General features: G+C 68.7%; 20 protein-coding genes. 16 read left to right on the top strand and 4 right to left on the bottom strand.

What is annotated here, in order from left to right; all coding sequences use genetic code 11:
- Window positions 1-29: 29 nt before the first annotated feature.
- A complete protein-coding gene (locus tag AB0H61_RS04640) occupies window positions 30-1,031 on the top strand; it encodes a bifunctional oligoribonuclease/PAP phosphatase NrnA (RefSeq protein WP_357299138.1) in 1,002 nt (333 codons plus the stop codon).
- Between the two features lie 267 nt (window positions 1,032-1,298).
- Window positions 1,299-2,816, top strand: a complete 1,518-nt coding sequence (locus tag AB0H61_RS04635) for an MATE family efflux transporter (RefSeq protein WP_357299136.1) — start codon at window positions 1,299-1,301, stop codon at window positions 2,814-2,816.
- Between the two features lie 38 nt (window positions 2,817-2,854).
- Here AB0H61_RS04635 and grpE read toward each other — a convergent pair whose 3' ends face one another.
- Window positions 2,855-3,511 (bottom strand): nucleotide exchange factor GrpE, encoded by a 657-nt coding sequence (gene grpE, locus AB0H61_RS04630; RefSeq protein WP_357299134.1) that lies wholly within the window; start codon window positions 3,509-3,511, stop codon window positions 2,855-2,857.
- A gap of 104 nt (window positions 3,512-3,615) precedes the next feature.
- On the opposite strand from grpE, the gene AB0H61_RS04625 reads away from it, so the two are divergent.
- The 7 genes from AB0H61_RS04625 to AB0H61_RS04595 all read left to right on the top strand — a co-directional run bounded on the left by AB0H61_RS04625 (window position 3,616) and on the right by AB0H61_RS04595 (window position 11,889).
- Window positions 3,616-5,298 (top strand): Hsp70 family protein, encoded by a 1,683-nt coding sequence (locus AB0H61_RS04625; protein WP_357299131.1) that lies wholly within the window; start codon window positions 3,616-3,618, stop codon window positions 5,296-5,298.
- An 8-nt stretch (window positions 5,299-5,306) separates the two neighbouring features.
- A complete protein-coding gene (locus AB0H61_RS04620; RefSeq protein ID WP_357299129.1) occupies window positions 5,307-7,694 on the top strand; it encodes an Ig-like domain repeat protein in 2,388 nt (795 codons plus the stop codon).
- Between the two features lie 461 nt (window positions 7,695-8,155).
- Entirely contained in the window at window positions 8,156-9,112 is a 957-nt protein-coding gene (locus tag AB0H61_RS04615; RefSeq protein ID WP_357299127.1) for a metallophosphoesterase, read from the top strand.
- Between the two features lie 87 nt (window positions 9,113-9,199).
- Complete coding sequence (locus AB0H61_RS04610) at window positions 9,200-9,619, top strand: hypothetical protein (protein ID WP_357299126.1); 420 nt, start codon at window positions 9,200-9,202, stop codon at window positions 9,617-9,619.
- Window positions 9,620-9,706: 87 nt separating this feature from the next.
- Window positions 9,707-10,375, top strand: coding sequence for a 4'-phosphopantetheinyl transferase Npt (gene npt, locus AB0H61_RS04605; protein WP_357299124.1), 669 nt, complete (start codon window positions 9,707-9,709; stop codon window positions 10,373-10,375).
- Complete coding sequence (truB, locus tag AB0H61_RS04600) at window positions 10,375-11,310, top strand: tRNA pseudouridine(55) synthase TruB (protein ID WP_357299121.1); 936 nt, start codon at window positions 10,375-10,377, stop codon at window positions 11,308-11,310. The genes npt and truB overlap by 1 nt, the downstream gene beginning before the upstream one ends.
- A gap of 156 nt (window positions 11,311-11,466) precedes the next feature.
- Complete coding sequence (locus tag AB0H61_RS04595) at window positions 11,467-11,889, top strand: EF-hand domain-containing protein (protein WP_357299119.1); 423 nt, start codon at window positions 11,467-11,469, stop codon at window positions 11,887-11,889.
- A gap of 6 nt (window positions 11,890-11,895) precedes the next feature.
- Here the strand turns inward: AB0H61_RS04595 and AB0H61_RS04590 are convergent, their stop codons facing one another.
- On the bottom strand, window positions 11,896-13,338 hold the full coding sequence (locus AB0H61_RS04590; RefSeq protein WP_357299116.1) for an FAD/NAD(P)-binding protein: 1,443 nt from the start codon (window positions 13,336-13,338) through the stop codon (window positions 11,896-11,898).
- Window positions 13,339-13,504: 166 nt separating this feature from the next.
- On the opposite strand from AB0H61_RS04590, the gene AB0H61_RS04585 reads away from it, so the two are divergent.
- Together AB0H61_RS04585 and AB0H61_RS04580 are read left to right on the top strand one after the other, a co-directional pair.
- Window positions 13,505-14,623, top strand: coding sequence for a helix-turn-helix transcriptional regulator (locus tag AB0H61_RS04585; protein WP_357299114.1), 1,119 nt, complete (start codon window positions 13,505-13,507; stop codon window positions 14,621-14,623).
- Between the two features lie 80 nt (window positions 14,624-14,703).
- Complete coding sequence (locus tag AB0H61_RS04580) at window positions 14,704-15,477, top strand: hypothetical protein (protein ID WP_357299112.1); 774 nt, start codon at window positions 14,704-14,706, stop codon at window positions 15,475-15,477.
- Between the two features lie 51 nt (window positions 15,478-15,528).
- Here the strand turns inward: AB0H61_RS04580 and AB0H61_RS04575 are convergent, their stop codons facing one another.
- Complete coding sequence (locus tag AB0H61_RS04575; RefSeq protein ID WP_357299110.1) at window positions 15,529-17,124, bottom strand: MFS transporter; 1,596 nt, start codon at window positions 17,122-17,124, stop codon at window positions 15,529-15,531.
- A 104-nt stretch (window positions 17,125-17,228) separates the two neighbouring features.
- Here AB0H61_RS04575 and AB0H61_RS04570 point away from each other — a divergent pair, with 104 nt between their 5' ends.
- A complete protein-coding gene (locus tag AB0H61_RS04570; protein ID WP_357299109.1) occupies window positions 17,229-17,696 on the top strand; it encodes a MarR family transcriptional regulator in 468 nt (155 codons plus the stop codon).
- Between the two features lie 20 nt (window positions 17,697-17,716).
- Here the strand turns inward: AB0H61_RS04570 and AB0H61_RS04565 are convergent, their stop codons facing one another.
- On the bottom strand, window positions 17,717-18,487 hold the full coding sequence (locus tag AB0H61_RS04565; protein ID WP_357299107.1) for a metal-dependent transcriptional regulator: 771 nt from the start codon (window positions 18,485-18,487) through the stop codon (window positions 17,717-17,719).
- 155 nt (window positions 18,488-18,642) lie between these two features.
- Here AB0H61_RS04565 and AB0H61_RS04560 point away from each other — a divergent pair, with 155 nt between their 5' ends.
- The 4 genes from AB0H61_RS04560 to AB0H61_RS04545 all read left to right on the top strand — a co-directional run bounded on the left by AB0H61_RS04560 (window position 18,643) and on the right by AB0H61_RS04545 (window position 24,116).
- Window positions 18,643-19,614 (top strand): bifunctional riboflavin kinase/FAD synthetase, encoded by a 972-nt coding sequence (locus tag AB0H61_RS04560; RefSeq protein WP_357299105.1) that lies wholly within the window; start codon window positions 18,643-18,645, stop codon window positions 19,612-19,614.
- A gap of 162 nt (window positions 19,615-19,776) precedes the next feature.
- Window positions 19,777-20,046, top strand: coding sequence for a 30S ribosomal protein S15 (rpsO, locus tag AB0H61_RS04555; protein WP_067678534.1), 270 nt, complete (start codon window positions 19,777-19,779; stop codon window positions 20,044-20,046).
- A gap of 390 nt (window positions 20,047-20,436) precedes the next feature.
- Window positions 20,437-22,716, top strand: coding sequence for a polyribonucleotide nucleotidyltransferase (locus tag AB0H61_RS04550; protein WP_357299102.1), 2,280 nt, complete (start codon window positions 20,437-20,439; stop codon window positions 22,714-22,716).
- 74 nt (window positions 22,717-22,790) lie between these two features.
- Complete coding sequence (locus AB0H61_RS04545; protein ID WP_357299886.1) at window positions 22,791-24,116, top strand: pitrilysin family protein; 1,326 nt, start codon at window positions 22,791-22,793, stop codon at window positions 24,114-24,116.
- The last annotated feature ends 23 nt before the right edge of the window (window positions 24,117-24,139 follow it).

Genomic DNA, 24,139 nt, shown 5'->3' with positions numbered 1-24,139 from the left:
GAAAGAACTACAAAGAGACTGCGGCGCGGATGACAACGAGTGGTAACCCGGTCGACTTCGACGCGGCCGTAGCGGCACTCACGGCTGCCCGCTCGGTGACCATCCTGTGTCACGTGCAGCCGGATGCCGACACCGTCGGCAGTGGGCTCGCGTTGGCGCTGGTATTGCATCGGCGCGGGGTTCCGGTGTGGGTGTCGTTCGACGAGCCCGCCGATCTGCCGATCTCGATGCGTTCGCTGCCGGGTGTACAGCATCTGGTGCGGCCCGCCGAGGTGCCACGCGAGGTGGATCTACTCGTCGCGGTCGACTGCGGCAGTGCGGGCCGCCTCGGCGCGCTCGCCGACCGATTGGCGGGCGCCACAACGACATTGGTGATCGACCATCACCGCTCCAACACCTGCTTCGGCATGATCAATGTGGTCGACGCGGGCGCGGAATCGACCACCAGCCTGCTGGCGCGGCTCTTCGACGCGTGGGGTGTGCCGATCGATCCCGAAGTGGCGCACTGCCTGTACGCCGGACTGGTCACCGATACCGGGTCGTTCCGGTGGGTGCGGCCGGGTACCCACCGGCTGGCGGAACGGTTGCTCGACACCGGAATCGACGGCGCCGAGATCGCCCGCACCCTGCTCGACACCCATCCGTTCGACTGGCTGCCGATGCTGTCGCGGGTATTGGGTTCGGCACGCTTGGAGCCCGGCGCGCGCGGCGGTATCGGACTGGCCTATGCGTTCGTGCGGCGCGACGATGTGGCGGGGGTGCATTCGGAGGAGGTCGAGAGCGTCATCGACATCATTCGCACCACAGCGGAGGCGGGAATCGCCGCGGTATTCAAGGAATCCCGCAGTGTCGACGGCCGATGGACGGTCTCGCTGCGCTCGCGCGACAGCGGTCCGGGGGCGCAGGACGGAGTCGACGTCGCCGAGGTCGCCACCGCGCTGGGCGGCGGCGGGCATCGGTTCGCGGCGGGATACACCACGCACGGTCGGCCCGAAGATGTGGTCGCGGCGCTACTGTCCGAACTCGGCTGAACGCTGTCGCCGTGCTGCCCAACGGAATTGGATCCGCGCTGTGACTGCGCCGGGTACCCGCGGTCATCGGTGTGCCGGGCGACGCCGCCGGCTCGTTCGGGTCGATAGCGTGCCGGCGGATCGCCGTGGACGGTGGTCTGTTGTGGCAGGGTGGTTCGAGGAGTCCGGCGGCGGGAGGGTTTTCGTGCGGGGCCAGGCGGTGGATTCGAAGTGCATTCCGGCACTCGGTCCCGGGCGCGCCCTTACCGCATTCGTGGCGAGGCCCGCATGAAGCAGCGGGGCCGCGAGGATGCCGAGACGACCGCGGGCGCGGAGGCCGCCGGAATGATGACCACCATGGTGTCGGGTGGCGCGGTGGTGTCAGGTGATGCGGTGGTGTCGGGTGGGGCCGGGGTGTCGAGTCGCGCTGTGGTGTCGGATAGTCCGGTGGTGGGCGATGCGGCGACGCCGGGCGAGGGTGCGGCGACGGCGGGTCCGCGGCGGATTCTCGGACTGGCGCTGCCCACCTTGGGTGTGCTGGTCGCGGAGCCGATCTATCTCTTGTTCGATATGGCGGTGATCGGGCGGCTCGGCGCGCTGGCATTGGCCGGATTGGCGGTCGGCGGGTTGATTCTGGCGCAGGTGAGTTCACAGCTGACGTTCCTGTCCTACGGCACGACGGCGCGGGCGGCGCGGCGGCACGGGGCGGGGGATGCGCGCGGGGCGGTGGCCGAAGGTGTGCAGGCGACCTGGATCGCGGTCGGGGTGGGGCTACTGATTCTCGGGGTGGTCCAGGCGTTCGCGGTGCCGGTGACGAATGCGATCGCCGGTGGCGGGAATATCGCGGCGGCAGCGCTGGACTGGGTGCGGATCGCCCTGTTCGGGGTGCCCCTGATCCTGATGTCGATGGCGGGCAACGGTTGGCTGCGCGGGGTACAGGAGACTCGGCGGCCACTCATCTATGTTGCTGCCGGGCTATCGGTTTCGGGGGTGCTCTGCCCGGTGCTGGTGCACGGATTGCTGGGCGCGCCGCGGATGGAGCTGCCCGGTTCGGCGGTGGCGAATGTGGTGGGGCAGCTGCTGACGGCCGCACTGTTTCTCTACGCGCTGATGCGGGAACGGGTTTCGCCGGCTCCGCATTGGGCGGTGATCCGGGCACAGCTGGTGCTCGGCCGCGACCTGATCCTTCGCAGCCTGGCCTTCCAGGCCTGTTTCGTCTCGGCGGCGGCCGTGGCCTCGCGGTTCGGGGCCGCCTCCGTCGCCGCTCACCAGTTGGTGCTGCAACTGTGGAACTTCCTCGCGCTGACGCTGGATTCGCTGGCCATCGCGGCGCAGACGCTGGTCGGATCCGCACTCGGTGCGGGCAGCGCGCGCGGGGCCCGCGGGCTGGCGCGCCGGATCACACTCTGGTCCGAGGTGTTCTCGCTGCTGCTGGCCGCCTGCTTCGCGGCGGGCTACAGCGTTATCCCGAAACTGTTCACCGACGATCCCGCGGTGCTGGACCGCACCCACGTCGCCTGGTGGTTCTTCGTCGGCCTGATCCCCGTCGCGGGCATTGTCTTCGCGCTCGACGGGGTGCTGCTCGGTGCGGGCGACGCGGCCTTCCTGCGCACCGCCACCCTCGGCGCCGCCCTGCTCGGTTTTCTGCCCGCCATCTGGCTTTCCCTCGCATTGGATTGGGGTATCGCCGGAATCTGGTCCGGGCTGGTCGCTTTCATGGTCCTGCGCTCGGTCGCGGTCGTTCGGCGCGCTCGGTCGGGTCGCTGGGCCCGCGTCGGCGCCGATATTCCGGTGGGCAGCGTCTAGCGGACCGGGCGCTTCGCCGATGCGCGGTGGTCCGAGAGCTACGTGGTCGGCTGGAACCGGTGGACCACCACTCGGGCCGGGCGCACGGAGCGGCCGGGGATGCCGAGTCCGGGCTGGACCAGTGCCGCGACGGTGCGGTCGGCGTCGGGATTGTCGGTGGGGGCGACGTCGGCGGCCTCCATGGTGAGGGCGTCGAAGGGGGTGTCGGGGGCGGGGGCGACGAGGGTGCCGCCGCGGCCGACGAGGAGGCGTTCGATTCGGGTGGCGACGGCTTCGAAGGCCGAGCGTTCGCGATCGGATTCGGCGGTGGCGGCGCAGGCGGTCGTATCGCCGTGCAATGCGAAGAGTTCGGTGACGAGCGGGAGATCGGCGCCCTGGCGTTCGCGTCGGTCGCGGGCCTTGGCGTCGTCGGTGAGGCGTTCGATGGTGGCGGCCTGGCGGGCGATCACCCGGGACAGGTCCTCGACCCGCTCCATCAGCTGGGCTCGGGTCTGCGCGAGTTGCGTCAGCACATCGTGCAGTGTGGGTGCGGGCTCGCCGAGAGGTGCCGTCGCCGTGGCGGATCCGTCGGAGGGCAGCGCGTTCGGGCCTGTGCCCGCTCCGTCCCGCTGCGTCGATGGCTCGGTTCGGGTCTCGCCGAAGTGCGGTGCGGCGGGGTCGATTCCCGCGCCCGTCGGCGCGACTGGTTCGGTCATATTCGCACCATAGCCCGAGATCAGGTCTATTGGTTTGGGCGTCAGCGGGATTCGCCGGTCGGCGGCTGGATAGGTGTCGGCGATGGCTGCTACGATCGCGTCCCATGGGGGTCTACGGGATCGACCTGGGCACAACGAACTCGGCAATCGCGCGGATCGACGCCGACGGTCGTCCGGAAGTCATGGTAGGGATCAACGGCGAGCCGACGGTTCCGTCGGTGGTGCTGTTCGCGTCCGCGTACGACCATCTGGTCGGCGAGGGTGCGCGGCGGCAGGCCCGCCTCGATCCGGAACACGTCTGCGCGTTGGTGAAGCGCAGGATGGGCGATGCGGACTGGCGGTTCGCGGCGCACGGCGAGACCTGGTCGGCGCCCGCGGTTTCGGCGTTGATCCTGAAGAGTCTGGCCTCCGATGCCGAGTTCAGCGGCGGTGACCCGGTGCAGCGGGCGGTGATCACGGTGCCCGCGTACTTCGGCGACGAGGAACGTCGCGCCACCATCCAGGCGGGCACATACGCGGGTTTCGATGTCGCGGGCGTACTGTCCGAGCCGATCGCCGCCGCCCTGTCCTACGGGTTCGGCAGGCTGGACGGCAGTGTGGATGTCGGCACGTCCGGTGCGCGCGAGACGGTACTCGTCTACGACCTGGGCGGCGGCACCTTCGACGCCACCGTGATCGAACTGGCCGATCGGCGCATCTCGGTGCTCGCCGTCGAGGGCGACCATCAGCTCGGCGGCGCGGACTGGGATGAGCGGATCGCCCTGTACCTGTCGCAACAGTTCTGTGCCGCGAACCCGGACGCCGAGGATCCGCTGGACGATTCGGCGGGCTCACAGATGCTGGTGCTCGCCGCCGAGCAAGCCAAGCGCGAGCTCAGCGAGATGGAACACACCGATGTGGTGGTCGCGCATGACGGTGCCCGCGCGGTCGTCTCGCTGACCCGCGACGAACTCGAATCGATGACGTCCTCGCTGATGCGCCGCACCATCGACCTCACCCGGGATTGCCTGGCGGCCGCTGGTGAGCGCGGCGTCGCCTCGGTGGACCGGCTGCTGCTGGTCGGCGGATCCTCACGGATGCCGATGGTGGAGCGCGAACTACGCAAGGAACTCGGACTCGCGGGCGAACTGCGCGACCCGGATCTATCGGTGGCGCGCGGCGCCGCGCTCTACGGCGAGAAGCTGGAGATGGAGCGGCTGGTCCTCGCCGACCTGGTGACTCGTGGCAGGCTGCGGGACGGTTCGACCCTGCGGGAGGCCGCGCCCGCCGATCTGGAGCAGTCCATCGCCCGGGTGGCGGAGTCCTTCGCACAGCCGGTCGGCCTGGTCCGGAGGATGCTGGAGATCGAGGTCGACACCGTTGTCTCGCGCGGCTTCGGTGTGCTCGCGCTCGACACCCACTACGGACTCGCGGCCTCCTGGCTGGTGCATCGCAACCAGACCCTGCCGGTGCGTGTGCGCCGATCCTTCGGCACGGTGCGCGAGGATCAGGACCAGATCGAGCTGACCATTGTCGAGCAGCAGGGTCAGGCCGCGTCGGTGCGCCCGGAGGATACGAAGGTGCTGGTCGAAGGCCGCATCCGCGGTATACCGCCCGGGTATCCGGCGGGCAGCGAGGTGCGAGTCACCTTCGAGATGGGCTTCGACGGCGTACTGCATGTGACGGCGCATCACGTCGACGCGAATATGCCGTTGACACTCTCGGCGCAGACCGGAGCCACCCTGTCCCAGGCGGATGTGGCGCGAGAACTCGACCAGGTTCAGCGCTCGCGCCGCCGCGCCAGTTGAGTAGCCGCATGCTTGCCTTCGATCCGAACGACTACCGCAAACGTGTGCTCGCCGCCGTCGAGCGCCGCGGCGGTATCGAGCACTCGGATTCGTTCGAGCTCTACGACATTCCGCTCGACGAGGCGGAGACGCTGGGTGATGCGGAGGTGGCGGCCCGCGTCGAGGAGGTGTGGGGCTTCTGGCAACGCCAGCGCGACCACCCGAAGTACCGGGTGCTGGTCGGTCTGTTGGTAGACGATCACGCTCTGCGTTCCGAGTTGCTGCTGCACGCGAGTTCCCGGCGGGCCGAGGCGATGCGGGTGCGGCAGGAGCGTGAGCAGCGCGATGCCGACCGCTACGAGATGCTCGACACCGCCATCTCGCGCCTGGTGCAGCGGTACGGCGGGGTGCCCGCTGGGAAGGTCACCGGTCTGGAGGAGATCGGCGCGATGGGCGGGCTCAGCGCCGCCGAGGTCGCGGCGCGGCTGCGCAGACATAAGGTCCTCGCCGACCGGGAGCCTGCGGCCCCGCCCGGTGGGGTGCTCGCCGAACAGCGCCGCAAGCAGATACGGCAATTGCTCAGCGAATGGGAGCGTCTGCTCGAAGGTCCGCCCACCCCAACGCTTTTCGCCCTGCTCGGGTTGGATCCCACGCGCGCCACACATACCGGGGAGATCCGGTTGCGCGCCGACGCGCTGCGAGCTCGCTCCCGGGAGCTGCCGCCCGGCCGGGTCCGCGTCGTCCTGGATGAATTGCTGGTGCACGTCCAGGATTTGCTCGAGGGTGGCGGGCCGGAGGTTCAGGATTATGTGCGGTCGGTGATCGAGGATGTCGCCGCCGAACTGCGCCCGAAGGTGCGCGCGGCGGTGCTGGTCGAGGATCAGTTGGTCGGCGAGGACTACCAGTTCCTGCTGGACGAGGCCATCGAACTCGGGCTGGATCGGGCCGAGGCGATCCGGGTACTCACCGATCTCACAACCCAGCTCGGCGCCCGCATCGAGAGTGCGCCGCCCGTCCCGCCCCGTCGCGAAACGACGTCGCCCGCAACGCCCGTCGCGCGGCAATCGGCGACCCGGGCCTGGGAGGAGCCGCTCAAGGCAGCCCGGGCCGCCCTGCGCAACGGCCGTCCTCAGGAGGCCGCACGGGAGGTCGCCGCTGCCCGGCAACTCGATAACGGCACCGGAGCGACACCCATCCGATCGGTCGCCGACGAGGTCGAACGAGTGCTGGCCGAGGCCGCGGTGCGGTGGCGCACCGTCATCTCGGCGCGGGCCGCCAAACGCTACGTCGAAGCCGTCGAACATCTGGAGCACCTGCGGCGCACCGCCTCCGACGTGCCGCCGCCCACCGGTCAGGAAACCGGTCTGGACGAGTTGCTCGCCGAAGCCCAGCGTGCGATCGCCGAGGCGGATCGGCTCGTCGCCGCCGCGCAGTCCGGCCCCGCCGCCGAACGCGCCCGCGGATTGCATGCCGCCCAAGCTCTCTGCGCCGACCACGTGGGCGCGGCCGCGGCATTGGCCGCGACCCCGGTCGAGGCACCCGCCCGGGTCGAGGTCACCCGGACGCGCGACGGTTCGGTCGAGATCACCTGGTCGCCCTCACCCACCGAGAATGTCGACTATCGGGTGACACGCCTGCAACCCGACGGGTCCTGGCGAGTCGTCGGCCGCACCCGCGCCACCGAACTCGAGGACGGCGGTGCACCACCGATTGGGGCACCCCCGGTTTACGCGGTCGCCGCGGCGGTATCCGGCCGCTACTCCGAGATCACCCGATCTGACGCCCCCGCCCCGACCGCGCAGTCGCACGGAACGACGTCCCAGCCGTCTCCGACGGTGGGCCGGTCGTATTCGACGGACGCCGAGTCACCCTCATCCTTAGCTCCGCCGCATCCATCGGCGGCCGCGTCGGCGGCTCAGTCGCAGGCGGCCGCGTCGCAGCCGCATTCGACGGCGGGTCGGTCGCAGTCGTCAGGGGCTGAGTCGACCGCGTCCGTGGCTCCGCCGCATTCGTCGGTGGCCCAACCGTCGGCCGCCTCGTCGCGGCAGCAGTCGCCCATATCCCCGCAATCGACCCGACCTCCGGAACCCCGGGATGACCCGGCCCCCAGCGGAATTCCCGCCGTCTCCCAACTCGCCGAACGCAACGGTCTGCTGGTCTTCACCTGGCCGGTCGGCATCACCGAGGTCTACGTGGTCGTCCGCCCCGATGCGCCCCCGTTCTCCCCGGACGACCCACAGGCCCGTTCCTGGAAGGTCACCAATATGCGCTACGAGATCGACGGCGGCGTCCGCATTCCGCCGGAGATCGACCGCCCCTGCCATATCGCCGTCGCCTCCTGCCGCCGCGAACCGAACGGAAGTCTCACCATCGCATCCGGTTTCGCGCCCGGTGCCCGTTTCCGCTGGACCGGCTAGCCGCATCGGCCCATCGGGCACGATCCATCCGGTCGCGGCTATCGCCTGAGCGTTCGTAGCGGCGCGCGGAGGTGTGCGATTCCCTCTGCGCCCACCAGGCCACGACCCGGTCGCCCGCGCGCTCGCCGATACTGCCCGGGGGTGGACGACAGCTGACGCGACACGCTCCCTCCGACGGGACGCGGCACTGCCGAAGCCAGCGGCACCTGGCGCGAATTCGGTCGATGTCCGCCGGAACCGGACGGCGCAACGCCGCGCCCGCGCGTAATGGGCAGTCGTGGCCGGGCGATTACCGGGAAGGACTGCGGCCGGGGTGGTTCGACTTCGATACGTGTGGGGTGCGAGTAGGTGGCAGTCGAGGATACGAAGCATCGCGGAATGGCCTGCCCCGACGCGGCCCGTCGGCGGCGGCCCGATGGTCGACGAGCCGGGCCGGGGACGGATGTGACAAGGTGGGTGTGGTGATACCCAAGTTGATGGCGGTGAGCGACGTTCATGTCGGGCACCAGGGGAATCGGCCGATCGTCGAGCAGATCCGGGCGGATTCGCCGGAGGACTGGCTGATCGTGGCCGGGGACGTGGGAGAGAAAGCCGAGGACGTCCGGTGGGCGCTGGAGTTGCTGCGCAGCCGGTTCGCGAAGGTGATCTGGGTCCCGGGTAACCACGAGTTGTGGACGACGCCGAAGGATCCGGTGCAGATGCACGGGGCCGCCAGGTACGACTATCTGGTGTCGGTCTGCCGGGATCTGGATGTGCTGACGCCCGAGGATCCGTTCCCGGTATGGGCGGGTGCGGGTGCGGAGGAGTTCGGTGCGCCGGTGACGCTGGTGCCGATGTTCCTGCTGTACGACTATTCGTTCCTGCCGGAGGGCGCCACCACCAAGGCGGAGGGTCTGGCCATCGCGCGTGAGCGCAATGTGGTGGCCACCGACGAATTCATGCTGTCGCCGGATCCGTATCTGACCCGCGACGCCTGGTGCCACGCCCGGGTGCAGGCGACCAAGCGCAGGCTGGACGCATTGCCCGAGGGCACGCCGGTCGTGTTGATCAATCATTTCCCGCTGGTTCGTCAGCCCACCGATGTGCTCTGGTATCCGGAGTTCGCGCTGTGGTGCGGCACCACGCTGACCGCCGACTGGCACACCCGCTACAACGTGGTGTGCTCGGTCTACGGTCACCTGCACATTCCGCGCACCTCCTTCTACGACGGTGTCCGCTTCGAGGAGGTTTCGCTCGGTTACCCGCGCGAGTGGCAGCGCCGCGGCCTGCCCGATCAGCTGCTGCGCCAGATTCTGCCGACCCCGGCCTATCCGCCGGGTTCGCTGAACAAGTGGGGCGGTCATTTCAAGGTCACACCGGAGATGGAGGCCGCGGCCGCCGAAATGCGCAGTAAGGCCGAGCGCCGCCGCGGCGTGTGATCTCGCGAGAACGATGACGCGCGGCGCCGGGGCTGATCAGGCCTCGGTGTCCGCCGGGGGTATTCCGCGTACCAACCCGTCGATGAGGTGCGTGACCGCCGCGCTGGTCCGGTAGTCGTCGCGGATGCGCGCCCACCGCGGCAACATCCGCACGGCGGTGGGGAATTCGGCGAGGATGTCGGCGTTCGCCTGTTCGGTCCCATCGGCATCGGCGCCTCGGTGGTCGCGATGGTCGCGGGCGTGACGGGCGTGCCCGCGGAACAGTCCGGCCTCGCCTCGGGTGTGCTCAACAGCGCACGGCAGCTGGGTGGTTCGCTGGGTTTGGCGGTGCTGGTGACGATCGCGGCCGATGTCAACGGCCGGACCGAGGGTCCTGGCCTGGCCGACGGTTACACCACCGCCTTGCTCGTGGCCGCCGGTCTGCTCGCCGCAGGCGCTGTTGTCGGTGCCGTGATCCTGCCGGGACCGGCGCGCGATACCGCACCCGCGCCGGTGCCCGTCACGTAGTCGCGTTCGGCGGGTCCGCGCATCGCCTCGCATGCCCGACCGGCCGCGGCGACTCGGGTTCGGCCGCGGCCATTAAGCTCGTCAGTGATGATCGAGAAAATTCTGCCCAGCGGGGTCGCGTCGGCCGAGCTGCTGGAGTACCCGGAGGATCTGAAGCCACATCCGGCGGAGGAGCATCTCATTGCCAAGTCGGTGGAGAAGCGGCGCCGGGACTTCATCGGTGCCAGGCACTGCGCCCGGCAGGCACTTGCGGAACTCGGCGAGCCCGCGGTCGCGATCGGCAAGGGGGAGCGCGGCATGCCGCTGTGGCCGCGCGGGATCGTCGGCAGCCTGACGCACTGCGACGGCTACCGGGCCGCGGCACTCGCGCATAAGCTGCGGTTCCGCTCCATCGGCATCGACGCCGAGCCGCATGGACCGCTGCCGGAGGGTGTGCTGGATTCGGTAAGCCTGCCGCAGGAGCGGGCATGGCTGGGATCCGCGCCCTCCGACCTGCATCTGGATCGCCTGCTGTTCTGCGCCAAGGAAGCCACCTATAAGGCGTGGTTTCCGCTGACCCTGCGCTGGCTCGGCTTCGAGGAAGCGCATATCACGTTCACCATCGACGAGAGCTCCGACGGTGGCGGCTCGGGCACCTTCCACAGCGATCTGCTGGTGCCGGGGCAGACCACCGACGGCGGGATGCCGCTCATTTCGTTCGACGGGCGCTGGGTGATCGGCGACGGGCTGATCCTGACCGCGATCGCGCACGACTGATGGCCGAATCGGCCGCGCCCGCGCGCGATGTGCTCGGCGGTCTGCTGATCGTCGACAAGGACGGCGGCTGGACCAGTCACGATGTCGTGGCCAAGTGTCGAAGGCTGTTGCGCACCAAGAAGATCGGGCATGCGGGCACCCTCGATCCGATGGCCACCGGTGTGCTCGTGCTCGGGGTGGAACGCGCCACCAAGCTGCTGGGCCTGCTGACCCTCACGACCAAGGCCTACACCGCGACCATCCGGCTCGGGCAGGCGACCACGACCGACGACGCCGAGGGCGAGATCCTCGACACCATCGCCGCACTGCACCTCACCGATGACGAGATCACCACGCGGACCGCGCAACTCACCGGCGATATCGAGCAGGTGCCCGCCACCGTGAGCGCCATCAAGGTGAACGGCGAACGCGCCTACGCCCGGCATCGCGCCGGTGAGGACGTGCAGCTCGCGGCCCGCCCGGTCACCGTATCCCGTTTCGATATCCTGGCCCGCCGCGATATCGCGGACGGCGAGTTCGTCGATCTGGATGTCGTCGTCGAATGTTCCTCCGGCACTTACATTCGCGCCCTCGCGCGTGATCTCGGCGCGGCGCTCGGCGTAGGCGGACATCTGACCGCGTTGCGCCGCACCCGGGTCGGCCCGTTCACCCTCGAACATGCCCGTACCCTGGACGAATTGGCGACCGCCGCCGAATCCGATGCCCCACTGCTCAGCCTCGGCATCGATGAAGCGATCCGCACTGCCTTCCCGCACCGCACCATTACCGCCGCGGAGGCCGAATCCCTGCGCGACGGGCGCTGGCTGGATCCCATCGGTATCAAGGGTGTGCACGCCGCACTCACCGAGGACGGCACCGCGATCGCCCTGCTGGAGGAGAAGGGCAAGCGCGCCTCCTCGGTAATGGTGGTCCGCCCGCGCGGCCTGATCGACTGATCCGGTCCGGCGGGCCGAAGAGGAATCGACGGCGCGCCACTGTATCAGGGTCCGACGGCTGACCCGAGCGCCGCGGCCCCCCAGCGAGATCCGTACAGTGTGCCTTGGTCGGCCGTGCGAATCGGGATGTCGCGGCGACTGTGGGAGGCAGTGGCTATGAGTGGACATCCGGTCGATACCTTCGACCTCTGGGACCGCGACGGAGACGGATTGGTATCGGTCGAGGACATCCTCACCGGCATTCGCGCGCTGGGCCGGGAGGTGGATGTGGAGGCGGTCGAGCGTATGGTCGCCGCCGCCGACACCAACGGCGACTTCCTGGTCTCCCGGGCCGAATTCGACGCCGCCGTGGTCGGCGGCCGCATCGAGGTCACCGACGCCGACGCCGCCTTCGAGGTTTTCGACGTGAACGGCGACGGCAAGATCTCGGTCGAGGAACTCGAATCCCTCATTCGTCACGTCGGTGCCGGCCGCATCGACGAACCCGCCGAATCCCTGCTCGCCGCCGCCGATCGCGACGGCGACGGTTACCTCTCACCCGCCGAATTCCGCGCCCTGCTCGACTTCCTCGCGCGCTGAACCGATCTAGGTCAGGTGCCGGGCGAGAATGGCGGCCTCCGCCGCCAGACCAGGGGGGTTGGTGGCGATGAACATCGAATCGGCCGCCAGATTGCCCAGCACATGCCAGGTCGGATCGGGACGCTCACCCACGAGGAACCGACGGGTGCCCCGTTCGGCCCGCACGCCTCCGGTCGGTGCGAGTTCGGCTATACCGCAGGCGAGTAGGTCGGCCACCAGCGCTTCGGTTTCCCGCGGAACGGTGTAGGCGGACGGATTCACCGCATTGAGTAGCGCGTCGGCGCGCCACTCGGTGTCATCGAATACCGTGAAGCCGCCGCCCGGCCGCGCCTCGATCTTGGTGAGTCCGGCCCGCAATCGCAGCTGTCCCGAATCCAGCAGCCGCAACATGATGCGGGCATTGTACGGGACCATCGGAGAACTCAGGCTGCTGATCGTGCGGAATTCCTTGGTGCGCAACATGGTCCGGTCGGCCTCCGCGAGTACCGGCCACAGTATCGGGCCCATCGTGCGAATCGCCATGGTCAGCAGGCGGCGGCCCGGGTGCGGGTCATCGATCGCGTCCACCTGGCGGCGCAGCCGCGACACCGGCTCCTCGGTATCCGTCGACAGGATTTCCGCGGCGAAGGAGTCGAAATCATGGCCCGAGTCCGCGAGTTCGGCGCGCATGAGGTCCACCAACCGGGTGAAGGTGACGGTGCCGTCCGCGGCCAGCCGCAGTGCGGCGGCGGGTGTGAGATATTCCGGCATCAGCGGAATCGGCCGCTGCTGCACATAGGGCAGGACGCCGCTGCGCGAGAGCAGGCTGATCGGGCCGGTGTGACCGTTCGCCGTCAGCGCCGCCGCGATATCGACCGCCGTGAGTCCGCTTCCGATCACCGCGACGTGCGCGTCGGGCCGGATATCGGTCACGGTGCGCGCCAGCGGATAGGGCTCGTTGACATACCCGGGTGCGTCGGTCAATCCGTAATGGTCACGGGGACCACCACTTCCGACACCGAGGACAGCGCGGTCCACGCGATGGACACCGCCGTCGTCGGTGTGCAACGCGCCCGCGGCGAACCCGGTCACCCGGGCATTCACGACATCCACTCGCCACCCCGTATGCCGCAACCGGGTGATGGCCGCTCGCGCGGTCTGCTCGAGATATTCGCCGTAGACGCCGCGGGGGACCAGCGGCTGTCCGAGCCCCTCGTCGAGGTAGCGCGCCGCATCGTCGCGTTCCGCCACCCATCGCTCGTAGTGCCCACGGTCGCCGACCCGCACCGACATCAGCGCGGGCGGCGCATTCACCCGCACCGCCGCCAGATCCGGCTGGTACGGCCGCCCCCGCCACACCGCGGGGGAACCGTCGAATACGGTGATGCCGCCGGGCGTCGACTCGTCGGCGGCGAGCGCGTCGAGCAGGCCGACCGCGGCAGCCCCGCCGCCGATGATGCCGATATGCATGATGATCCTCCTGATTGGTCGTGGCCCCTCGCCGAGGCCCCGATCAGCGTCATCCGGCGACGGCGCGCGCGATATCCCGCGATTGCGGGAATTTCCCCGCTGGACCCGCGGCTTCCCCTCATATGAGGGATGGCCAGCGCGCGCGACCGGCGGCAGGATGACGAGCATGACCACTCCGACGCCACATGCGGTCGGCGCACTGCTGGCCGAGATCGCCTCTGCCCCCGACGCGCACGCACTGTTCGCGCAGACCTCGACCCGACTGCGCCGCATCGCGCCGTTCGACGCCGCGGTGTGGGTGGCGACCGATCCCGTCAACGGGCTGACCACCGCACCGGTGCGGGTGGAGAATCTGCACGAGGGCGGCTGCGGAACATATTGGGAGTCAGAGCTTTTCGCCGAACATGTCAATCTCTTCCGCGATCTCGCGCGCGCCCCGATTCCGGTCGCCGGATTACGTGCGGTAACCGGCGATCGCCCTTCGCTGAGCCCGCTGTACCGGAATTTCATGTGCCCGCGCGGTTTCGAGGACGAGCTGCGGGCGGTACTGCGCGTCGACGGGCAGCCATGGGGTCAGTTGAGCCTGTTCCGTGAGCGCGGCCGAAAGCCTTTCCGCGCCATGGATATCGCACTGATCAACAGCCTGTCCGCGCCGATGGCGCGACGGCTGCGCGGCTTCGCCCAGCCGTCGGTTCCGGCGTCCGCGCCGCGGCAGGGCGCCCCCGGCATGCTGTTGTTCGATGCGACGGGCGCGCTGGTGTCGATCAACGACGAAGCCAGGCAGCTGCTCGCCGAGATGCCGCCGGGCCCGTCGGCGGTGACCGCGGTCGGCATCGAACTACCGCTGCCGGTCTGGATTCTCAGCACCGCGGGCCGGGCGCGGCTGACCGGTGAGAGTTCCCGGATCCGGATCCGGACCACGACGGGCCGCTGGCTGATCTGTCACGCCTCCTGCTTGCGCGATGCCGACGGAAACGCCACGACGACGGCCATGGTCATCGACGCGGCCACACCATCGGAGGTCGCGTCACTGGTGGTGGCCGCCTACGAACTGACCCCTCGCGAACTCGAGGTGACCGAATTGATCGCCCGCGGCCGATCCACCGCCGATATCGCCGCCGAACTCTGCCTGTCCGCGCATACCGTGCGCGACCATGTGAAGGCCGTATTCGACAAGGTCGGCGTCACCAGCCGCGGCGAACTCGTCGCCAAATTGTTCACCGAGCACTACGAACCGCTGGCCTCCCGTGTCACCCTGCGGGTGCTGGACGGCGAGGCGAGTTAGGGGCATTGACAGCGATAACCACCGGGTCCCGGTGCGCGATACATCGGGCAACACTGGACCCGATCGGAAGGCCCGCGTCGATGCGTGCGCTCGGAATCGTCAGGATGGCTATGGTGCTCGCCGCGGTGGCGGCGACGGTGGTGGCGTGCGGGGGCGGTGACGGACCGGCGCCGCCGTCGGGTGGATCGTCGGCGCCCGCAGCATCCCCGGCGACGCCTGTGGTCTCTCCGGCGACGTCGTTGCCGCCCAATACGATTCCGCCCGCCGTCGGGTTCGGCGCGATCATGCTGCGCACCGTCACATTGTCCGGCGCCGCCGTGCCCGATGTCCCGGTGCATATCTCACTGCGGCAGCCGTGCGATCCGGCGCGGCTCGATATTCCGGTCGGCGAAACGCGGGAGGCGCTGCGTCAGGACGCGGTCACCGACGCGACCGGCAGTGCCGTCTTCACCGCACCCCTGGGCTGCTATCAGTTCGGCATGCGGGCACCGGCCGGGACGTCCCCGGTGCCGGAAGGAATGCACAGCGCCTTCGTCGTAGAGTCCGGCCAGGTCGTGACCGGGCTGCTGCGCTTCCAGGAGCCGGGACTCCCGCCCACCTGCGCCACCGAAACCATCGTGCGCGACCTCGACGTCTCCGCCGAATTCCGCGCCGCCCGCACACTGGTGTCGGAGTGCGACGGCGCATGGGCCGTCATCGCGTGGGACCTCCCGGGCGACACCCAGCGCATCGTGCGCCGCGCGAACGCGGGCCCGTGGACCACCTACGCGGTCTTTCCGCACGACATCTGCTGGGCCGAAGCCATGGCCGACGGCGTCCCCGACCGTCTGCGGAAATACTTCCCCATCTGCTGACCTTCCGTCCGTTGTGCCGCCAGGCCGGTGGCACAACGGACTCGGCAGGACCTATCGGGCGGCATCCTGAGCGGCGACCGTCGGCGTGGCCGTGGTGATGAAGGCGCTCGCGGCCAGCGCCAGAATCAGTAGCGCGGCGCAGGCGTAACTCGATATCGCCAGTGCGGTGGTCATCGCCTCGCGGGCGGCGGTCGCCGCGGTGACGGTCCGCGGCTCGGCGGCGAATGCGGGAATAGCCGATCCGGCGCTCTCGGTCACCGTCGCGCGGATCCGATCGGCCTCCTGATCCGGGAATCCTGCCTCGACCAGGCGATCGCGCACGCCGGTGCCGAGGGTGCTGAAGAAGACCGTGGTGAGTACCGCGATCCCGAGCGCCGAGCCCAGTTCGCGGGCGGAGCTCTGGATACCCGAACCCTGCCCCGCGCATTCCGCGGGCACCTCCGCCAGGACCACATTGGTGACCTGTGCGGTCGCGAATCCGACGCCGACACCGTAGACGAACAGACTGATCGCCAGCGCCCACCATGTGGTGCCGGTGCCCGCGAGCAGTGCCAGCATGCCCAGTCCGATGGCCTCGAGCACCAGTCCGATCCGCACCTGTCCCAGGGCCGGGACGCGCAGGGAGAAACTCGCGCCGCTCGCGCAGAAGCTGCCCACCGCCAGCGCGACCAGCGCGAGACCCGTTTGGAATGCGCTGTAGCCCAGCGTGAACTGCAACCACAGCGGCAGCACCGCGATGATCCCGAATTCGCCTAGACCCACGATCAGGGTGACGACATTGCCGTTACGGAACGAGGGAATCCGGAAGAGTCGCACATCCATGAGCGGTTCGCCGTTGGCGGCACCGAGCATCGACTGCCTGCGCCAGAACACGATCATGGCGAGCGCGGCCAGTGCGAACGCGACGAGAACCGGTGACGGACCACCGTCCCAGGTGAATTCGCCCACGACGAGCGGCTCCGCAGCGAACAGCCAGCCGTAGGTGCGTCCCTCGATCAGCCCGAACGCCAGCAATCCGAGTCCGGCCATCGACAGCATCGCGCCGACCACGTCGACCCGGCCGGTGCCGCGCGGCGACGCGGGTACATACCGGAACACGCCGATCGCGATCACGATCACCAGGGGGATATTGACGCCGAATGCCCAGCGCCAGGAGAAGTCGGCCAGCCAACCGCCGAGCAGCGGGCCGATTGCGGCGGCGGCGCCGATCGTCGATCCCCAGATCGCGAAGGCCTGGCCCCGGGCCTTGCCGGTGAAGGTCGCGTTCACCAGTGCCAGCGAGGTCGGCAGGATCATGGCGCCGCCGATGCCCTGCAGGAATCGCGCCGAGATGAGGAGTCCGCCGCTCGGTGCGAGCGCCGCGAGCAGGCTCGTCACCCCGAATATCGCGAGCCCGATAACGAAAAGTCTTCGGGCGCCGTACAAATCGGAGAGGCGACCGGTGAGCAGAAGCAGTGCGGCGAACACGATCGCATAGGACTCCTGGATCCATTGCGCCTGTGTCGAGGTGATACCGAGGTCCTCGATGATCGGGGCGACGATCACATTGACGATGGTGAGGTCCACGACGATCAGTGCCACGCCGAGTGAGATGGCGATCAGGCCGAGCCACAGGTAGCGGCGAGGTGGGGCTACGTCGGTCTGCAATTTACCTCCATCATAAAGTAACTTCATGGTGAAGGTAATTTCCGGCGCGGTAGGTTGTCAATCCGGACGACGGCGATCGTGGACGATCGGAACGGAGGTGCGGAATGGCCGAACGGGTGCCCGATGGCATTGCGGCGCAACGGGAACGGCTTGCCGTCGGGTTGCGGGCTTACGGTGCGAAGTTCACCGAACTGGGCCGTCGCTTCGCCGATGTCCTCGGCGTGCACTCCACGGACGCCTTCGCCCTCCTGGAGATCAGCGCCGCTGAGGAACTCGGCGAACCGCTCTCGCCCGCGCTGCTCGGCAAGCGCATCTCGCTGACCTCGGGTGCGATGACCGCGCTACTGAACCGGCTCGAAGCGGCCGGATATGTCACGCGTACCCGTGGGCATGCCGACCGGCGGATCGTCACGCTGCACAGCAGCCCCCGGGTCAAGGAACTCGCCGATGAATTCTTCGGCCCGTACGCCGCACGTCAGGACGCGATTCTGGCGGAGTATCCGCCGGAACTACTCGATCAATTCGAGACGCTGCTGACCCGGCTCGGCACCGCATTGACCGACCCGGTGTAGGCCGGTCATCTCCGCCTCGGTCAGGCGGTGAGCCAGATGGCTTCGGCGGCGGGGCGGCCGAGATCGGTGGGCGTCTGCGCGCCGCCGATGCGGATGGCGATGGTGCCCGCGAAATCGCGGCGTTCGACCACGGTGATGGCGGTGTCCAGTGCGATGCCCACGGAGTCGAAATAACGCAGCATGTCGGGATCGGAATCGGAAATGCGTGCCACGCGGCCGGATTCGCCCGCGGCGAAATCGCTGAGCTGACGGGCCGGCGGGGTCGGCACCGCGCCGTCGACGGACGGAATGGGGTCGCCGTGCGGATCGCGATCGGGGTAGCCGAGTTTGGCGTCGATACGGGCCATCAGCAGTTCCGAGACCGCGTGCTCGAGCACCTCGGCCTCGTCGTGCACCTCGTCCCAGCCGTAGCCGAGCTCGTTCACCAGGAAAGTTTCGATCAGCCGGTGCCTGCGGACCATGGCGACGGCGGCGCGGCGGCCGTGTTCGGTCAGCGTGATCGAACCGTAGCGGGCGTGCTCCACCAAGCCCTGGTCGGCCAGCTTGCGCACCGCCTCGGAGACGGTCGACGCCGAGACGCCGATACGTTCGGCCAGTAACTTGGTCGACACCTTCTCCTGTGACCACTCCTGCGCGGTCCAGATCACCTTCAGATAGTCCTGGGCGACGGAGGTCAGCTCCGGGGCTATCGTCGCGGTGCTGCCGCCGGGTTCGCCGTGGGTGGAGCTGTCGGCCAGCTCACGTCGGGTGGCGATGTCTCGTTTACCAGGCACATACCCGAGCTTATGCATACGGGCGACGTTTCACACATCACGACGCCCCGCGCCAACCCTCGTTCACCGGCCGTATACGGGAACAGGGGCGTTATGTGACATCCGGCTCGCCCACGCTCGTGACGTGGGCTTCGGTCGAACCGCCTCCGGCCGTGTCCATTAGGCTGCGGACTGTGCAGAGATGGCGAAGTCTCGACGATGTGCCCGCGGACTGGGGGCGGTGCGTACTCACGATCGGCGTATTCGACGGAGTGCATCGCGGCCACGCGCAACTGATCAGCCGCGCCGTGAAGGCCGCTGCCGCGCGCGGTGTTCCGGCGGTGCTGATGACCTTCGACCCGCACCCCATGGAGGTGGTGCGGCCCGGTTCGCACCCCGCCCAGCTGACCACGCTCACCCGGCGCGCCGAGCTGGCCGAGGAACTCGGCGTCGACGTGTTCTGCGTGATGCCGTTCACCCAGGAATTCATGAAGCTGGCCCCCGCCCGCTACGTGCACGACCTGCTGGTCGAGCGGCTGCACGTGGCCGAGGTGGTGGTCGGCGACAACTTCACCTTCGGTAAGAAGGCCAGCGGCACCGTCGACACCATGCGCGAACTGGGCGAGCGCTTCGGCTTCGAGGTCGACGGCGTGAAGCTGGTCGGCGAACACGCGGTGACCTTCTCCTCCACCTATATCCGGGCCTGCGTCGACGCGGGCGATATGGCCGCCGCCGCCGAAGCCCTCGGTCGCCCGCATCGGGTCGAGGGCGTGGTCGTGCACGGCGACGGCCGCGGCCGCGAACTCGGCTTCCCGACCGCGAATGTCGCGCCGCCGATGCACGCCGCGATTCCCGCCGACGGGGTGTACGCGGGCTGGTTCACCGTGCTCGGCCCCGGCCCGACCATCGGCACCGTGACGCCGGGGGAGCGAGCCATGGCCGCCATCTCGGTCGGCACCAACCCCACCTTCTCCGGGCGCGCCCGCACCGTCGAGGCATATGTGCTCGACGGCGAAGCGGATCTGTACGGCCAGCACGTCGCGGTGGATTTTGTCGAACACCTGCGCGGCATGCGCAAATTCGATTCGCTGAACGAACTCATCAAGGAAATGGGGCGCGACGTGGAGACCGCCCGCAAGGTGCTCGGGGCGGTCGCGGACTCCTGATCCTGAACGGGCCTGCCGGTCGGGGTGCGAAACCACCCGATTGGGTCTGTGGAATTCGGTCCGGTAGGGTGGATCCTCGGGTTTGCTGCGGTCCGCGGTGGCGCCCACACCCGGGTAACCGGAACTTCGAGCGCGGAACTGAAAAATAGGAGTGGATGCCGCATGGCGCTGACCACCGAGCAGAAGTCGGCCATTCTCAAGGAATACGGCCTGCACGAGAAGGACACCGGTTCACCGGAGGCGCAGATCGCGCTGCTGTCGAAGCGTATCTCCGACCTGACCGAGCACCTGAAGGTCCACAAGCACGACCACCACACCCGCCACGGCCTGCTGGCCCTGATCGGTCGTCGTCGTCGGCTCTCGAAGTACCTGCAGGCGAAGGACATCGAGCGCTACCGTTCGCTGATCGAGCGCCTCGGCCTGCGTCGCTGATTTCGCCAGACACGCTGACTGCCCTGGGTAGTTGGTAACCCGGCCAACGGGGAGACGTACAATCTCCTCGTTGGCTATTTGTGTATGAGGGGTGGAACGAGGCCGGCGACTGCTGGCCGGTCGCTCGAACGAACCATCCCCCTTTGCACGACAACACAGCCGTATGCACTCGCCCGCGTGGCGTCGGTCTTCGGTAGTGGCTCCTCGGTTGTCCCGACGGGCTTCGATCGATGACCGCCTCCGCGTCGCCGTTTCCAAGGGGAAATCGGCCGGGTGTGCGCGTCGCAGCCAGGAGGTTGCCGCGCGTCCGTATCCGGTACGGCTGACGACAGCCGGGTCGCGCCCGAGAAGCGCGCGAGACCCGGCGAGACGAGAGGTTGAGAGAAGAGAATGTCCGAAACAACTGAACGCAAGTCCTCGGCCGTGGAGGTCGAGCCCGGTGTGTTCGAATCCGTCGCGCTGATCGATAACGGCAGCTTCGGCACCCGTACCGTGCGCTTCGAGACCGGACGCCTGGCCCGCCAGGCCGCCGGTTCGGTCGTCGCCTACCTGGACGACGAGACCATGCTGCTGTCCGCCACCACCGCGGGCAAGCAGCCGAAAGACCAGTTCGACTTCTTCCCGCTGACGGTCGACGTCGAAGAGCGGATGTACGCCGCGGGCCGCATCCCCGGCTCGTTCTTCCGTCGCGAGGGCCGTCCCTCCACCGACGCGATCCTGACCTGCCGCCTGATCGACCGTCCGCTGCGTCCGTCCTTCGTCGACGGCCTGCGCAACGAGATCCAGGTCGTGGTCACCGTCATGAGCCTGGATCCCAAGGATCTCTACGACGTGGTGGCGATCAACGCCGCGTCCGCGTCCACCCAGATCGCCGGTCTGCCGTTCTCCGGCCCGGTCGGTGGCGTGCGCGTCGCTCTGATCGACGGCCAGTGGGTCGCGTTCCCGACCGTTGAGCAGCTCGAGGACGCCGTATTCGACATGGTCGTCGCGGGCCGTGTGGTCGAATCCGGTGACGTCGCGATCATGATGGTCGAGGCCGAGGCCACCGATAAGGTCATCGCGCTCATCGAGGGCGGCGCCCAGGCGCCGACCGAGGCCGTGGTCGCCGAGGGTCTCGAGGCCGCCAAGCCGTTCATCGCCCGCCTGTGCCGCGCGCAGGCCGACCTCGCCGAGCTGGCCGCCAAGCCGACCGGCGAGTTCCCGCTGTTCCCGCCCTACGAGGCCGACGTGTTCGAGGCCGTGGAGGGCACCGCCAAGCGCGAGCTGAACGAAGCACTGAGCATCGCCGACAAGCAGGAGCGCGAGGCGAAGATCGATGAGATCAAGCTCGACGTGCTCTCCCGCCTCGGCGACGACTTCGCGGGCCGCGAGAAGGAGCTGGGCGCCGCCTTCCGCTCGGTCACCAAGAAGCTGGTGCGTCAGCGCATCCTGACCGACGGCTTCCGCATCGACGGCCGTGGTCTGGCCGACATCCGCGCCCTCTCGGCCGAGGTCGCGGTCGTGCCGCGGGCCCACGGTTCGGCGCTGTTCGAGCGTGGCGAGACCCAGATCCTGGGCGTCACCACCCTCGACATGGTGAAGATGGCGCAGCAGGTCGACTCGCTCGGCCCGGAGACCTCCAAGCGCTACATGCACCACTACAACTTCCCGCCGTTCTCCACCGGTGAGACCGGTCGCGTCGGTTCGCCGAAGCGCCGCGAGATCGGCCACGGCGCGCTGGCCGAGCGGGCGCTGATCCCCGTGCTGCCCAGCCAGGAGGAGTTCCCGTACGCGATCCGTCAGGTCTCGGAGGCGTTGGGCTCCAACGGTTCCACCTCGATGGGCTCGGTGTGCGCCTCCACCCTGGCGCTGCTGAACGCCGGTGTGCCACTGAAGGCTCCGGTCGCGGGCATCGCGATGGGTCTGGTCTCCGACACCGTCAAGAACGACAAGGGCGAAGACGAGGTCCGCTACGTCGCGCTGACCGACATCCTCGGCGCCGAGGATGCCTTCGGCGACATGGACTTCAAGGTCGCGGGTACCCGCGAGTTCGTCACCGCGTTGCAGTTGGACACCAAGCTGGACGGCATCCCCTCGCAGGTGCTGGCCGGTGCGCTGAGCCAGGCGCACGACGCCCGCACCACCATCCTGGACGTGATGGCCGAGGCCATCACCACCCCGGACGAGATGAGCCCGTACGCACCGCGCGTCACCGCGATCAAGATCCCGGTCGACAAGATCGGTGAGGTCATCGGCCCGAAGGGCAAGGTGATCAACCAGATCACCGAGGACACCGGCGCCAACATCTCCATCGAGGATGACGGCACCGTGTTCGTCGGTGCGACCGACGGCCCGTCGGCGCAGGCCGCGATCGACGCGATCAACGCCATCGCCAACCCGCAGCTGCCGAAGGTCGGCGAGCGCTTCCTCGGCACGGTCGTCAAGACCACCGCCTTCGGAGCGTTCGTCTCGCTGCTGCCGGGCCGCGACGGTCTGGTCCACATCTCGAAGCTGGGCAACGGCAAGCGCGTCGCCAAGGTCGAGGATGTGGTCAACGTCGGCGATAAGCTGCGCGTCGAGATCGCCGATATCGACAACCGCGGCAAGATTTCTCTGGTGCCGGTTGACGAGAACGCGGACGAGCCGGCCGATACCGGCGCCGTGGATGCGGGTTCGGCGGAGGCAGAGTAGTACTTGTCTCTGTGACGAAGAAGAAGACGGTAACCCCTCTGCTCCGGAACGAGCAGGGGGGTTCGTCACTAGAGCTGCGTTCCGAGGAATCGTTGCGCGCCAGCGGCGCCGACACCGGGGTGCGGCGTACGGTTCTACCCGGTGGGTTGCGTGTGGTCACCGAGCATCTGCCCGGTGTGCGTTCGGCCTCCATCGGGGTGTGGGTCGGTGTGGGTTCGCGTGACGAAGGGCCCACCGTCGCGGGTGCCGCGCATTTCCTGGAACACCTGCTGTTCAAGGCGACTCCGACGCGCTCGGCGCTGGATATCGCGGAGGCGATGGATGCCGTCGGCGGGGAACTCAACGCGTTCACCGCGAAGGAGCAGACCTGCTATTACGCGCATGTGCTCGACGAAGATCTGCCGCTGGCTGTCGATTTGGTCTCCGACGTGGTGCTCAACGGGTTGTGCCGTGCGGTGGACGTGGACGTGGAGCGCCAGGTGGTGCTCGAGGAAATCGCCATGCGCGACGACGATCCCGAGGATCTGGTCGGCGACGCGTTCCTGTCGGCGCTCTTCGGCGATCATCCGATCGGGCGGCCGGTGATCGGTTCCGTCGAATCCATCGAGGCGATGCAGGCGACGCAGCTGCGTTCCTTCCATCAGCGCCGGTATCGGCCGGATCGGATGGTCGTCGCGGTGGCGGGCAATGTCGAACACGAGCACACGGTCGAGTTGGTGCATCGCGCCTTCGGGAACCGGCTCGATCTGGCCGCCGCGCCCGCGAGGCGCCGTGAGGGCCGGTTTCGGCCGCACAGTGCGCCGCAACTGCATTGGAGCCACCGCGAGAGCGAGCAGGCGCACCTGGCCTTCGGCGTGCGCGCCTTCGGGCGGCACGAGGGGGAACGGCGCTGGCCGCTCTCGGTACTCAACACGGTGGTCGGCGGTGGCTTGAGTTCCCGTCTGTTCCAACGCATTCGGGAGGAGCGCGGGCTGGCGTACTCCGTGTACTCCAGTGTCGACACCTTCGCCGACACCGGCGCCTTCTCGGTATACATCGGCTGTCAGCCGGAGAATCTCGGCCGGGTCGCGGCCCTTGCCCGCGGTGTGCTGGAAGACGTTGCCGCCAACGGCATTACCGACGCCGAATGCGCCCGCGCCAAGGGATCGCTGCGCGGCGGACTGGTGCTCGGCCTGGAGGATTCCGCTTCCCGGATGAACCGCATCGGTCGCAGCGAACTCAGTTACGGCAACCATCGCAGCGTCTCCGACACCCTGGCCCGCATCGACGCGGTGACCACGGAAGAGGTCACCGGCATCGCGAAAACGCTACTGGCGCGGCCCTTCGCGGCTTCGGTGGCGGGGCCCTACCGCCGGACCAGGGAGTTGCCCGCAGCGGTGCGGCGGTTGGTGGAGGGCTGACCTTCCGCATATTCGATGATCGA

The organism is Nocardia sp. NPDC050710, from assembly GCF_040654375.1.
Classification (GTDB): Bacteria; Actinomycetota; Actinomycetes; order Mycobacteriales; family Mycobacteriaceae; genus Nocardia.
Note: the sequence above shows the minus strand (reverse complement) of the source record. Positions and strands in the feature narration are given on the sequence as shown.